Source organism: Micromonospora rubida, from assembly GCF_009908295.1.
Taxonomy (GTDB): Bacteria; Actinomycetota; Actinomycetes; order Mycobacteriales; family Micromonosporaceae; genus Micromonospora; species Micromonospora rubida.
This window is the reverse complement of the sequence record NZ_JAAALO010000007.1, coordinates 133,312-146,781: the sequence shown is the minus strand read 5'-3', so window position 1 is coordinate 146,781 and position 13,470 is coordinate 133,312. Positions and strand designations below refer to the sequence as shown.

The window sequence follows — 13,470 nt, the reverse complement described above, 5'->3', positions numbered from 1 at the left end:
GCCACGGAGGGCCGGCTCACCGCGGCCTTCCCCGGCCCTCCGCCGCGAACATGTCGGCCAGCAGCAGGCCCGCGTCGACGCTGTCGGCGCCGACGTCGGCCCAGCGGCGACCGGGAGTGGACCGCAGGAACACGCCCAGCTTCTCCCACCGCTTGTCGGCCTGCTCCCGCACGACCTGCCCCAGAGGCTGGTGGCCGGCAGTCGACAGCAGCGTCGTGAGCCGGCTGATCCACTCCGTGACGAATGGTCCGAGTGAGCCGGTCGTGATCCTGGCGTCGGGGTGGGCGGAGAGTTTCTCCCGTAGCTGCTCGACCGCGCCCGCGCCGTCGGTCGACGGTCCGATGGCTGCCGCCTGCATCGCCGCCAGCAGGTCCCGCTCGTCGCCGGGGGACAGCAGGATGTCGGCCACCGCGCCGGCGACCTCCTCCTTGGTGATGGCGCCCATCATGGCGGGGTGGGTCATCAGCAGGATCTCCTGCAACGAATAGACCTTGCCCTCGCCCGCCGCGACGAGGCCGTCCGTGCTGGCGCCCTCGAAACCCACCGCGGCGGCCGGCACCACCAGGTGGACCCGTCCCGGATACGAGCGGGCCATGGCCCACAGGCCGTGGTGCTCCACCCCGGATATCTGCAGCTTCCGCCACAGCGCCGTCGACATCACGGATTCGTTCTCGTCGCCGTGGGTGAAGGGGAGTTCGAGGCCGAGCCCGCCGAGCCCGGTGGTCGAGACGCGGACGTACCGGAGCCCGGGATCTTCGCGAAGCAGCCGGTTCAGCGTGGTGAGCCGGCCACACAGCCCGTTCAGCACGGTCTCGATGCTGGAACTCTGATGCTGGCCACCGAGTTGGGTCGCGACATTCGTGGCGTCGACGATGTCGTCGGCCGCCGTGGCGGCGATGACGGCGGAGAGCAGGCCGCCCGGCGCGTCGGCGACGATCGGCGCTCTCCCGCCGTCCAGGAAGGTCAGGTCCGGACCGGACAACATGTCCCCGTACCCGATCACCGCCCTGCCCGACCCGGTCTCGTTACGTACCCAGTCGACCTCGGCCAGCCGGGTCGCGGAGTCCCGGGTGCGGGTGACCATGACGATCTGGGACCACGCCCTGCCGAGCAGCTCCCGGCTGACCGCTCCGCCGATCTGTCCCGCGCCGATCACCAGGGCCCGGCGGGACGTGGCGGCCCGACTCACCACGGGCCTTCGTCCACTCGTACTTCGCCGGCCGCCACCGCGGCCCGATCCGGGAACAGGCAGTCGTCGAGCGACAGGCCCAGCTCAGCGAAGATCTGCACACCGTCGGCCACGCGGAATCGCCCGTCAAGTTGGTGGCCGAGCTCCTTGATGGCCGTCTCGACCATCGCCTCGTCGGGGCCGTCGATGCCGACGTAGCAGCGCCGCGACGTGGGCCAGCGCATGAACGAGAAGGTGCATCCCGCGAAGTGGTGAACTTCCAGGGCCCGTTCCTGACCGGTCATTTCCGTGAGGCCCACCCGGCCGAGGTGTTCCCTGGCCGCCGCCAGGGTCTCGACGCGGACGTGCACCTCGTAGTCGTGCCGGAAATTGCCAACCGGCTTCAGCGCCCGCTTGTACTGCACCCGCACGGTGTCGCCGGTGACCTGAGCCCGGACGCTGTAGGAGCAGTACTCCCGGGGAAGGTAGTCAAAGGGAATGATGTTCTGGACGCCTTTGAACGCCGGTGTTCCGATACTGCGCAACCGGGCGAGGATGGCGTTGACGGAATCCTCGTCGAAGAGAACCGTCTCGACCTTCTCGTCGATGCCGTAACCCGGCCGCCGCGCAGATCGCGCCGCCTCGAAGATCAGTTGCTTGGCTTTTGTCGGGGGAACGTCGGCGAGTCGGCACAGGGCTCCCGAGACCGCATCCACCACGACAACGTCGCCATCGACCACGGCCGTGTCGACTATTCGCAACGTCGGTCGACCGATCTCCCGCACCACCGTGGCGAGATGACTGAGCACCCCGCCGGAGGTGAGCAGCACTCCCGCGCCGGACCAGACCGCGTCGACAATTCCGTCGACCGACTGGTCCTCGACCAGCACCACGCTCTCGTGAAATGAGCCCTCGCCAGGGTAGCGGCGCACCGGCCCCACCGCGATTCCGCGCGAGACAGCCACAGCCGGGAAGGGCTTCTCCGTGACCGGGTCGGGCAGGTCGAAGGCGTACGGTTCGGTGAGCGCCTTCAGGGTGATGTCACGCGACTGGAATATGTAGAGCTGTCCGTCGGAAATTCCCCACTCGATGTCCTGAGGCGCACCAAAGGCCTCCTCCAGCCGAAGCCCGACCGACCGCAACTGCTCCAGGCCGGGGTCGTGGCTCTCCTCGTCGCGGTGAAACTGCACCCGGAGCGGGTCTCCGCTACCGGCCACCACCGGCGTTCCCAGGCCGGGAACGGACTCGGCGATCATGACCTCCGTGGCCGCCACCGGGTCGCGGGTGAACAGGACGCCGGCGCGGTCCGGCCACACCATCGCCTGGATGATGACGGCCATCTGTTCCAGACTGGCGTCCACGCCATGGAGGTCCTGGTACCTGCGGGCGTTGCGGGAGTTCAGCGAGGCGTAGCAGTCGGCTACGGCCGCCACCACCTCCTGGGCACTCGTGCGATTGAGGAACGATTCGTATTGGCCTGCACAACTGGCAAAAGCGTTGTCCTCGGACAGCGCTGAGCTACGGACCACGACGGGAGAGCCCCGAAAAACGGTGTCATACACTTCCGTCACCGCATCGATGAGTTCCGGCGGAAGATCCGGCTTTCCAGCCAGGTCCCGCGAGTCACCCAGCTTGTTGTGGGCCAGCACCCGGCGGTAAGACTCGAACGGCAGAATCCACGATGGCGGCACGCACTGTCCGGCTTGGGCAATCAGTCGCAACCGGTCCGCCTTCCGCCCGCATTCTGCGGGCGCTTCGGCAATCGGCACAAGCCATGCGTCAGACATTCGTCGCCTTCCGTTGACGCTAGTCGAATTCCGGCTAAGTCGATTCGCGGGTTCGACGATGCTACCAACGTGGTGGCGGCCTGCCTAGTTGCGGCGATCTTGGTTTATTCGTTCGTGATCACCCGCGCCGCGAAAGTCGCACGTACCGTCACCTCGCACATCCGGACCGGCAACAGGCAGCGGCCATGACTACTCATTGTGCGCACACTGGTCGCTGCGAGTCCCCGATGATTGCGAACCCCAAAACCACGCCGATATGACAAACTGTTTCGATCAGCTCACCGAACGCAAAGGCGAGTTATCTGACGCCGAAGTGCAGTGCTTCGCGAACCTGCTCGACGGTGGCTCCGGTGAGGGCCTCGGCGCGCTGCGCGCCGGCGCGCAGCACATCACGCAGGTGGTCCGGCTCCCACGCGGTGCGGCGGTCCCGGATCGGCTCGAGGAACGCCTCGAAGGCCCGCGCCACCAGGTCGCGAGCGGCGTTCCACGACAGGGTGCCCGACTCGAGTCCGACCCGAACCTCCGCCGCCGACTCCGGCGAGCCGATCACGTCGAGCAGGGCCGGCGCGAGCAGCTGACCGTCCGTTGTCCGGTAGGCCATCGCCTCCACCGCCTTGGCCACCTCCTCAGGGGTGGCCGAGAGCTCGATGGCGTTACCGAGGCTCTTGCTCATCTTGTTGGCGCCGTCGAGACCGATGAGATCCCTGGTCTCGCGGAACACCGCGGTCGGCGCGGGCAGGCGCAGTCCGAACTCCTGCTCCAGCTCCGCGACGACCTCCCGCGCGATCGTCACGTGATCGACGTTCTGGTCGCCCACGGCCACATCGGTCGCGCCGAGCCCGATCACGTCCGCCGCCTCAAGCACCGGGTAGCCGAGCAGGCCGAGCGACGCGTCCTCAATGGCGCGACCGCCGAGCATGGCCTTGAAGCTGATCTGGCCCCGCAGCGCCCGCACCCGGACCAGGCTCTGGATGATGGCGTACAGGCGGGCCTGGCTGGGGACGTCGGACTGGACGTAGAAAGTGCACCGTCCAGGGTCGAGGCCCACCGACACGCAGTCCGCGATCAGGTTGAGGATCCGCTCCTGGATGACGGCGGTCGAGGACCGGGTCGCGTTCGTGGTGAACATGTGCAGGTCCGCGACGACGAAGAACAGTTCGGCCTTCTCGTCGTTGGCTTGGCTCACCAGCGAGTCCAGCATGCCGAAGTAGTGCCCGACGTGAAGTGATCCGGTCGGGCGTGCGCCCGCAAGAAACCGCATCTGTGCTCCCTTTCCCTGCGCGCGAGTCGCTTGATGCGCGCAGGCCACTGCACTTGCGCGACCGGAGGCGTCACGGCGAGGTGTTCATGACGTTGGGTGACGAGGCGGGAACAGATTCCCGACGCTGCCTGCCGCCCTGCTGGGCGAGCCTGCCGGGTGCCAAGCCCGCGAATGGCAGGCACACCCTACCTGACCACCCTCCCGTCGACCACACCTCCTCGACACGATTACACTTGTCCGATGACTGAGGCCCCAAATGCCCCGCTCGCTGCGGCGATAGCCCGTAACCCCGCCTTGGTGCGGGAGATTTCGGAGCATCCCGAGCGGTTCCGGATGCTGACGGGGGAGCGCCCCACCGGCCGGCTGCACGTCGGCCATTACTTCGGCACTCTGCAGAACCGGCTCCGCCTGCAGGACCTCGGCGTTGAGCTGTTCGTCCTGCTCGCCGACTACCAGGTCTTCACTGACCGTGACATCAGCGCCGAGATCGGCCAGAACGTTCTCGAATGCATGGCCGACTATCTCGCCATCGGGCTCGATCCCGAGCGATGCACGATCTTCGCACACAGTTACGTGCCTGAGCTGAACCAGTTGATGCTGCCGTTCCTGAGCCTGGTTTCGGTCAGTGAGTTGCAGCGGAATCCGACGGTCAAGGAAGAGATTCGGTCCTCCAACCGGCCGCAGGTGAATGGCTTGATGTTCACCTATCCGGTTCACCAGGCCGCAGACATTCTGTTCTGCAAGGGCAACCTGGTGCCCGGCGGGAAGGACCAGTTGCCGCACGTGGAGGTGACCCGGGACATCGCCCGGCGGTTCAACGAGCGGTTCGGTGCCGGTGAGGCCTACTTCCCGGAGCCTGAGATCCTGCTCAGCAACGCCCCGCTGCTGTTGGGGGTCGATGGCAAGAAGATGGGCAAGAGCCTCAACAACTCCATCAACATCGGCGCCACGGCCGAGCAGACCGCCAAATTGATCAAGGGCGCGAAGACCGACTCGATCAGGGAGGTCACCTACGATCCGGATCAGCGGCCGGAGGTCTCCAACCTGGTGCTGCTGGGCTCCCTGGCGGCGGGCCAGAGTCCCGAGGAGTTCGCGGCCGCCTGTGCCGACGGTGGCGGTGCCGGGCTGAAGAAGGCCGTGACGGAGGCGGTGAACGAGTTCTTCCGCCCGATCCGCGAGCGCCGCGGCGCGCTGCTGACTGATCCCGGTCACCTGATGTCCGTCCTCAAGACGGGGAACGAACACGCTTCCGGGATCGCGCGGCAGACCCTCACCGACGTTCGCCGGCTCATGGGCACCGACTACTACCCGCTCGGGAACGCCTGACGCCGGTGCGGGGCCGCCGTGCTCCGCGCCGCGCCTGTTCCGCGTGTTGGACCAGGGGAACGACTTCGCGTACCTCGGCGCTTTGGCCTGCGCCGGTGTCGGCGAAGTGGTGGTCAATGTATGGGGCTCGGTGGCCGCCCCAAGCCGCCCCGCACACCGGGCAGTCGGGCGGCAGCCTGACGACTGCCCCCGGCCGGGGACCTGACCTTCGGCCCCTGTGGAGCTGCCCCGTCCACGCTCCCACTCCACCGACCGCACAAACGGGGCAGCTCCACAGGGGCCGAAGGAGGGCAGGCCGACCCGGCGAAGGCCGACCCGGCAGGGGCCGACCCGGCGAAGGCCGACCCGGCAGGGGCACCGATGGTGTCGGCAGCGCGCGCATCCCCCTGGGGCCTGCCAAGCCCGACTTTCACGACTTCGCCGGGCCCCTGGGGCGCCATGGCGACGCATTCGGCGGCTCCACTGTTGATCGACGCCGACCTCGGCGCATTCGAGGAATCACTGCGCGTCCCCTGACGTTCCGACGTCCATTCCTCAGCGGATGTGGAACGTTACCGCACCGCTCTCACCCAGGCCGTCGCCATGCTTCAGGGTGCCGAAAGCGTAAGGCCGGTGGCCGCGCCCATCAGTTCCTGATGCGTTCCGAGGCGGGCCGGTTGACTTTTTCTCGAGGCCCTTCCCGCGCCCTCGCTTTCGTCTTCGAGGCCGCCCGCTCCCCCGCCGCCGCTAACCGAACGCACCGGTCCAGTCACCCAGGAAACAGGCGTCGGGAATGCGGACCCGAATGTGGGTGACATCATTGACAGTGCCGAGGGCAGACCTTAACATTCCCCACAATGTCGCAGCTTGATGATAGCCACGTAACAGTCAGCACGGATTTGTTTACGGTTCTGCGTGACGTGGGGCCGGCGTTGGTGGGTCAAATCGACCAGCTCGAAATGATGCGGGTGGACAGAGCCATCGCGGATACCGGCCGCGTCGCGAGATATGTCGTCGTCGGAGCCGGGAAGCCGGGCCCGCAGGGCCTCCTTCCGGTTTATCCGGTCGGGCAGCCGTACGCCGTGGCGCCTCATCCTCGGCTGGTGCTCGAAGGGTCGGAGGCGACCCGGGGTTGGCGCACGGGCTGCTACCTCGGCTCCCTCGGCCGGGCACCGGCGATCGCTGCGGTGAGCCCCGCCGCCGAGTCGGGCCCCGTGCGGGCCGCCCTGCTCGAAGCCGGCTGGAAGCTGGTGAAGGAACAGTCCGAGCGGCTGGATTTCGCGTGCTTTCCGCTGTTGGACGACGAGCTGCTGGCGGCGGTGCTGCCGCTGGTCGCGGCGGACGACCCGGTGCTGGTGGAGAGCAACGAGGCGTTCGTCCCGGTGGCCTTCGACTCCTTCGCCGGATACCTGGCGGCGCAGTCGTCGAGTCGGCGGGAGATGATCCGCAAGGAGCAGCGGCGGTTCCGGGCGGCAGGACTACGGGTCGTCGAGGTCGACCTGTCGGCATGGCACGGGCGCCTGGCGCCGCTGCTGCGGAATGTGGAACTGAAGTACGGGGTGGCCGGCACCGTCGAGGACTACGAGAACTACCTGGCCAGCATCGCGCGGACGCTGGGCGATCAGGCGACCTGCCTGGCGGTGTTCGGCGACGACGATCCGGATCTCAGCGACCCGGTCGCGTTCACGATCGTCTGGCGGCAGGACGAGATGTGGCGGGTGCGGTGCTGGGGCTGTGACTACGAGCGGACCGCGGGCACGTACTCGTACTTCAATCTGGTCGTCTACGAACCGCTGCGGCTCGCGATCGAGGCAGGGGCGCAACGGCTGATACTCGGTCGCGGAAGCCTCGAGGCGAAACTCGCACGAGGTGCCGAACTGCTGCGGCTGACCAGCGTCGCCGTTCCATTCGGCACCATGAACACAAGATAGAGGGAACCCATGTCTGACGATGTCACTACACAACTGGTTACCATCTGGCGGGCGGCGCTGAAGAACGACGCGCTCGGCGCGGAGAGCGATTTCGTGGAGTTCGGTGGCACGTCACTGACGGCGGTGCGTATCCGGGCCCTCATCCGGACGGATCTGGCGAAGGACGTCGACCTGCTCGACATCCTCGACTTCCCCACTCCGGCGACGCTGGCCCCCGCCGTCGCGGCGGCACCCGGCTGGAGCGAGTAGCAGTCAGGCGGCCAGCGCCGCCGCCAGGCCCGCGATCGTCGGATAGCGGAACAGGTCCAGCAGCGCCACCTCCCGCGACAGCCGACGGGACAGCTCCGTCTGCACCTTCAGCAGGTCGGCCGACGTGCCGCCGCAGTCGAAGAAGTTGACCTCCGGCCCCGCCGGCCGCGTGCCCAGCACCGTGCTCCAGACCTGCGTGATCGTGGCCACCAGCGCGGCGGCCCCCTTGACGGGAGGGGCCGGCGCGCCGGTGGCGGTCTTCGCGATGTCCGCGAGCCGGGCCAGGTCCGGCTTGCCGTTCGGGGTCAACGGGAAGCCCGGCATGACCATCACCCGGGTGGGCACCATGGTCGCCGGCAACCGTTCCGCGAAGTGCCGGAGCACGGCGTCGCCGGCCAGCTCCCCCGGGTCGCCTTCCACGAAGGCGACGACCTCGGTCGACGACGACCGGACGGCCGTCATGACCACGCAGTCACGTACCAGGGGGTGTTCCCGGGCGACGAGTTCCAGCTCCGCCGGCTCCACCCGGAGACCGTTGACGGTGATCTGCCGATCCGCCCGCCCGCTGATCACGACGGTGCCGTCCGGCCGGGTGTGCCCCACGTCGCCGGTGCGGTACTCGCGCACACCGTCGCTGAACTGGAACTGTCGCGCCGTCCGAGCGGGGTCGCCCAGGTAGCCCAGGGCGAGGTACGGGCTGCGTACGACGATCTCGCCCGCGCCGTTCACCGGTGCGGGCGCACCGGTGGGCGTGACCACCGACACCTGCGCGGTCGGTCCACCGGAACCGATGCCCGCGCCGGTGCCCAGGTCGGCCACGCTCACCACCTGTGGCGTCTCGGTGGTGCCGTAGTACGACATCAGCCGCGCCTGCGGGAACAGGACCCGGGCATCGGCGGTTCCCACACGCGTCATCGCGGCGCCGCCGAACCCCACCAGCCGCACCGACGGCAGCGTGATTCCCTCGACGACCGCCGCGGCACTCAACAGCCGTCCCAGCGCGGGTGTCAGGTGCAGGACCGTCGGCTCGATCCCGGCGAGCCACCGCACCATCGCGAGCTGTGACTCCGACGCCGCCCGGGGAGGCACGAGGAGCCGCGCGCCGATGGACAGCGGCGTGAGCACGTCGCGGAGGAGCGGATCGTGCCCGACCCCGGACAACAGGACGAACCGGTCCTGCGCGGTGAGGCCGAAGTGCGGCACGTACCACTCCAGGAATGCCCGCAGCGGTTCCTCACCGGCGGCGATGGCCGTGGGCGCACCGGTGGTGCCGGACGTGAAGGCGACGTACGCGGTGCCGTCGGCGACGGCGGCACCCGCATCCCGGTCGCCGCCGCCGAGCTGCCCGACCAGTTCCGGGTACTGCCCGTCGGTGGCGTCCCACCAGTGGCCGAGCCGCGCCTGCGCGATCATCCGGCGCAACCGGGCCAGCGGCTGCGCCGCGTCAAACAACACGAACGGTACGCCGGCCGTGAGCGCCGCCAGCACGCCGACCGGCAGCGCGGGGGTGCGCCCCGCCACGATGCCGACCGGGCCCTTTCCGCGCCAGCCGGCGGCGAGGTCCGTGACCGCCGCGTCCAGTTCCGCGTACGAGTACGCGTCGCCGATCGCGGGGGCCGCGCCGTGCCGCGCCACGGCCTGCCGGAACCGGTCCACGATGGTCGGGCCCGGCGCGACGATCTGTCGTGGCGCCCGGCCGGGGTCGTGCACCCCGAAGTCGAGGTCGCAGATCGGGCCGTCCGGCGCGGTGGCGGCCAGTGGCAGCAGCGTGCGCAGGTGCTCGGCCATCGCCCGCGCGTGGCCGGCCTCGAAGAGCTCCGCGTCGTAGACAACCTCGACGTTCAGGCCGGCGCCGTCCTCGACGAAGTACCAGGACAGGTCGAACAGCGCCCCGGCCAGCGGAGCCGGCAGCGGCTCGACCACACAGCCGGGCAGCCGCAGCGGCGCCGGCGGGTAGGAGAGCATGTTGCACCACATCTGGAACAGCGGGTTCGCGCCCGGCGTGCGGGGTGCGTTCACCTCGCGTACCAGCACGTCGAACGGGACGTGCGGGTGCGCCAACGCCGCCATGAGCCGCTCGTGCGTGGCGGTGGTCAGCTCCGCGACCGTCGCGTCGTCGGCCACCTCGCAGCGCAGCGCCAGCGAGTTGTTGAAGAAGCCGACCGCGTCCTCGGCCCGCAGGTCGTCACGCCCGGCCACCGGCATACCCAGCAGGAACTCGTCGCGACCGCTGTACCGGGCGACGATCACCTGGACGCAGGTGACGAGCACGGCGAACACCGTGGTACGCAGCGCCCGGGCCAGTTCCCGGACGGCGTCCATGGTCGACGCCGGCACCGGCACGGTGACCCGGCCGCCGCGGAACCGTGGCCGGGACGGCCGCACCCGCTGCACCGGCAGCCGCAGCGGCGCCGGAATGGCGGCCAGTTCCCGCCGCCAGAAGTCCAGCTCAGCGGCGACTGTCTCCTGGTGCCCGGGGGCCTGCTGCTCGGCCGCCAGGTCGATGAACTGCGCCGGCAACGGCTCCCACGCCGGCGGCCGACCGGCCCGTACGGCCTCGTACGCCAGCCCGAGATCGCGCTGGATCACGTTGAACGACCAGCCGTCGGTGACGATGTGGTGCGCCAGCAGCAACAACGCGTGCTGGTCGGTTCCCATCCGGAACAGCACCGCCCGGAACAGCCGACCCCCGGCCAGGTCGAAGTCCGCCGCCGCCACCTCGGCCGCGCAGTGCTTCGCCAGCTCCTCCTCCGACACCGTCACCACCGGCAGGTCGATCGGCTCGTGGTCGACGACGCGCTGGACGTCCCGGTCGCCGACCGTCGTGATGATCGTGCGCAGCGCCGAATGCCGTTCCACCAGCAGGTTCAGCGCCGTCGAGAGGGCGGCGACGTCGAGGTCACCGGTCAGGCGGTGCAGCACCGCCAGGGTGTACGCCTGACAGTTCGGGTACAGCCGGTGCAGCAGCAACAACGCCTGTTGCGCCGACGAGAGCGGCCCGATCCGCCGGCTCGGCCGCGCGGCGCTTGGTGCCGGGGCGGCGGCCGCCTGGGCGTCGACGGCCGCGGCGACGGCGGATACGGTGCGGTGCCGGTAGACGTCGGCCACGGTCAGGGTGACCCCGAAGTCGCGCCGGATCCGCCCGCCCAGCCGCACGGCGGCGAGCGAGTGCCCGCCCAGGGCGGTGAAGTCGGCGGCCACGTCGATCGCCTCGATGCCGAGCACCTCCGCCCAGAGGCGTGCCAGCACCGCCTCGGTCGGCGTCCGGGGCGCGTTGTCGCCGGTCGACGCGATCGGTGGGCGACGCCGGGCGAGGGCTGCCCGGTCGAGCTTCTCGTTGGCAGTCAGGGGGAACTCGGCGACGAATACCACCCAGTTCGGCACCATGTAGTCCGGCAGCAGCTCACGCGCGTACGCGAGAAGGGACTCCGCGGTGCCCGCGCCGGTGACGTAGGCGCAGAGTGTCTCGGCGGCCGAGTCCGGCTGCACGACGACGGCGCCCGTCACGCCGGGGTGACGTTCGAGCACCGCCTCCACCTCGGCCGGCTCGACGCGGAATCCGCGCAGTTTGATCTGCCGGTCGGCGCGTCCGCAGTAGACGAGGTTGCCGTCGGGGCGCCGTCTCACCAGGTCACCCGTGCGGTACAGGCGTGCGGAACCGGCGGGGCTGAAGGGGTCGGGGACGAAGCGTTCCCGGGTGAGTTCCGGCCGCCGGTGGTAGCCGAGCGCCACCTGGACGCCGCCGACCCACAGCTCGCCGACCTGTCCGGCGGCGACCGGGTGGCCGTCCGGGTCGAGGACGTGCGTGGTGACGCCGCGTACCGCCGTGCCGATCGGGGCCCGGCCGTCGGCCGGCTCGGGATCGTCGCCGGTGATGTCGTACGCGGTGGCGATGACGTGGGCCTCGGTCGGCCCGTACGAGTTGATGATCCTCAGCCCGGGGACGGCGGCGGCGATCCCGTGCAGGAGCCGCTCCGGGATCGGTTCCACGCCGACCATCAACCGCCGCAGCGTGAGCGCCCCCGGGTGCGCGTCCACCCACGTGCCCAGCGACGACAGGACGGCCGGTGGCAGGTAGGCGGTCGCCACCGCGTGCCGGGCCAGCAGCGCGAACATCGCCGCCGGCTCCAGCCGCACGTCGTCGGGCACGACCAGCAGGGTGCCGCCGGCGAGCAGCACCGAGAGGATCTCGTACACCGACGCGTCGAAGCCGACCGACGCCCACATCGTTCCGACCGCGCCCGGCGCGAGCGGCTGCCGCGCCGCGAAGTCGGTCAGCAGGTTGATGATCCCCCGGTGGTGGCAGAGCACCCCCTTGGGCGTGCCGGTGGAACCGGAGGTGTAGATGAGGTATGCGGGATCCTCGCCGTGCGCCGTCGGCTGGGCCACCGGCGCGTCGGCCGGCACCGTCGCCCAGTCCAGGTCGATGACCGGCGTCGTCGTCCCCGCGAGGGGAGACGCCGGTGCCCGCAGGACGGCGGCCGGCGCGGCCTCGCCGAGCACGGCGGCGACCCGGCCCGGCGGCGTGTCCGGGTCGATCGGCAGGAACACCGCGTCGGCGGCGAGCGCGGCGAGCAGACCGAGAAGGTACTCGGTCGACCGGCCGGCGCAGACCGCGACGACGTCGCCGGGCCCGACACCGGCGGCGCGCAGCCGCCCCGCCAGCCACGACGCTCCGGCGAGCAGCCGCGCGTAGCTGATCGACTGGTCGCCGGAGCGGATCGCGGCCAGCTCGGGGTCGCGCCGCCCTGCCGCGCTGATCAGCGGGAACAGTCCCTCGTCAGCCGGTGACGTGAACGGCTCCCCGTCAGCCGGCGACATCGAGGATGAGCTTCCCTGTGGTCTCCCGGTTGGCCAGCGCCGTCAGCGCCCTGCCCGCCTCGGCCAGCGGATACACGTGCTCGGTGACCGGGGTCAGGGCACCCCTGCTGATCATCGCGAACAGGCCGGTCATCGTCTCCGCCGTGATCCGCGGATACCGGGTGACCAGGTCGTTCGCCCAGAAACCGACGACGCTGCGGGAACCCTGCATCAGCGACTCGGAGCGGATCGGCGTGCTGCCCCGGCCCGACGCCGCGCCGTAGGTGACCAGCCGGCCGAGCCGCCCCAGCGACGCGAGCGCGGTGTCGAGGGCGGCGCCGCCCGACATCTCCAGGTACAGGTCGACCGGCTTGCCGTCGTTCGCGGCGGCCAGTTCGTCGGCGAGGTCCTCGGAGGTCGGGTCGAGCGCGACATCGGCGCCGAGCCGGACCGCGAGGTCACGCTTGGTCCCGGTGGAGGCGAGCGCGATCACCCGCTTGGCGCCCCACGCCCGGGCGAGCTGCACCGCCAGCGATCCGACGCCGCCGGCTGCGGCGGTGACCACCACGGTGTCCTGCCGGGTCATCCGGCCGGCGGTACGCAGGATGTGCCACGCCGCGAAACCCTGGTTCGCCACGGCGAGCGCCTGCAGGTCGGTGATGGCGTCGGGCACCGCGACCAACGTCGCGGCGGGGGCGGCCACCCACTCCGCCCACGCCCCACCGGTACGGGGCAACGCGACGACCCGCCGCCCGTCGGGGTCGGTGCCGACCGCCTCGATGCCCGGGATGTACGGCAACGAGGGCCGGTAGCTGTAGGAGCCTTCGACGACGTGCTTGTCGGCGAAGTTGACGCCGGCCTTGTCCACCCGGACGAGGACCTCGTTCTCACCCGGTACCGGTTCGGCGAAGTCGGTCGCCGAAAGCGACTCCGCGGGGCCGAACCGCTCCACCACGACGGCTTTCACAC

At 70.2% G+C, this 13,470-nt stretch carries 8 protein-coding genes; 3 read left to right on the top strand and 5 right to left on the bottom strand.

Annotated elements, in window-relative coordinates; genetic code table 11:
* Window positions 1-16: 16 nt before the first annotated feature.
* The 3 genes from GVV04_RS24360 to GVV04_RS24350 all read right to left on the bottom strand — a co-directional run bounded on the left by GVV04_RS24360 (window position 17) and on the right by GVV04_RS24350 (window position 4,216).
* On the bottom strand, window positions 17-1,189 hold the full coding sequence (locus GVV04_RS24360; RefSeq protein ID WP_161690821.1) for a hypothetical protein: 1,173 nt from the start codon (window positions 1,187-1,189) through the stop codon (window positions 17-19).
* Window positions 1,186-2,955: a PEP/pyruvate-binding domain-containing protein gene (locus GVV04_RS24355; protein WP_161690820.1), complete on the bottom strand. Its 1,770-nt coding sequence runs from the start codon at window positions 2,953-2,955 to the stop codon at window positions 1,186-1,188. Before GVV04_RS24355 ends, GVV04_RS24360 begins: the two co-directional genes overlap by 4 nt.
* A 298-nt stretch (window positions 2,956-3,253) precedes the next feature.
* On the bottom strand, window positions 3,254-4,216 hold the full coding sequence (locus GVV04_RS24350; protein ID WP_161690818.1) for a tryptophan--tRNA ligase: 963 nt from the start codon (window positions 4,214-4,216) through the stop codon (window positions 3,254-3,256).
* Window positions 4,217-4,456: 240 nt separating this feature from the next.
* On the opposite strand from GVV04_RS24350, the gene trpS reads away from it, so the two are divergent.
* The 3 genes from trpS (at window position 4,457) to GVV04_RS24335 (ending at window position 7,701) form a co-directional block, all read left to right on the top strand.
* Window positions 4,457-5,542 (top strand): tryptophan--tRNA ligase, encoded by a 1,086-nt coding sequence (gene trpS / locus GVV04_RS24345; RefSeq protein WP_161690816.1) that lies wholly within the window; start codon window positions 4,457-4,459, stop codon window positions 5,540-5,542.
* Window positions 5,543-6,378: 836 nt separating this feature from the next.
* Entirely contained in the window at window positions 6,379-7,452 is a 1,074-nt protein-coding gene (locus tag GVV04_RS24340; protein ID WP_161690814.1) for a GNAT family N-acetyltransferase, read from the top strand.
* Window positions 7,453-7,461: 9 nt separating this feature from the next.
* A complete protein-coding gene (locus tag GVV04_RS24335; RefSeq protein WP_161690812.1) occupies window positions 7,462-7,701 on the top strand; it encodes a phosphopantetheine-binding protein in 240 nt (79 codons plus the stop codon).
* 3 nt (window positions 7,702-7,704) lie between these two features.
* Here GVV04_RS24335 and GVV04_RS24330 read toward each other — a convergent pair whose 3' ends face one another.
* The gene (locus GVV04_RS24330) at window positions 7,705-12,522 is read right to left on the bottom strand and encodes a non-ribosomal peptide synthetase (RefSeq protein ID WP_161690810.1); all 4,818 of its coding nucleotides are present in this window, start codon (window positions 12,520-12,522) and stop codon (window positions 7,705-7,707) included.
* Window positions 12,509-13,468 carry a quinone oxidoreductase family protein gene (locus GVV04_RS34515; RefSeq protein ID WP_161690808.1) on the bottom strand — a complete coding sequence of 320 codons (960 nt, stop codon included), beginning with the start codon at window positions 13,466-13,468 and terminating at the stop codon, window positions 12,509-12,511. The genes GVV04_RS24330 and GVV04_RS34515 overlap by 14 nt, the downstream gene beginning before the upstream one ends.
* Window positions 13,469-13,470 lie beyond the last annotated feature (2 nt).

Excerpts from the sequence above, each read along its gene's own strand:
- GVV04_RS24355 (WP_161690820.1), bottom strand. The coding sequence starts at position 2,955 with ATGTCTGACGCATGGCTTGTGCCGATTGCCGAAGCGCCCGCAGAATGC.
- GVV04_RS24350 (WP_161690818.1), bottom strand. The coding sequence starts at position 4,216 with ATGCGGTTTCTTGCGGGCGCACGCCCGACCGGATCACTTCACGTCGGG.
- trpS (WP_161690816.1), top strand. The coding sequence starts at position 4,457 with ATGACTGAGGCCCCAAATGCCCCGCTCGCTGCGGCGATAGCCCGTAAC.
- GVV04_RS24340 (WP_161690814.1), top strand. The coding sequence starts at position 6,379 with ATGTCGCAGCTTGATGATAGCCACGTAACAGTCAGCACGGATTTGTTT.
- GVV04_RS24335 (WP_161690812.1), top strand. The coding sequence starts at position 7,462 with ATGTCTGACGATGTCACTACACAACTGGTTACCATCTGGCGGGCGGCG.
- GVV04_RS24330 (WP_161690810.1), bottom strand. The coding sequence starts at position 12,522 with ATGTCGCCGGCTGACGGGGAGCCGTTCACGTCACCGGCTGACGAGGGA.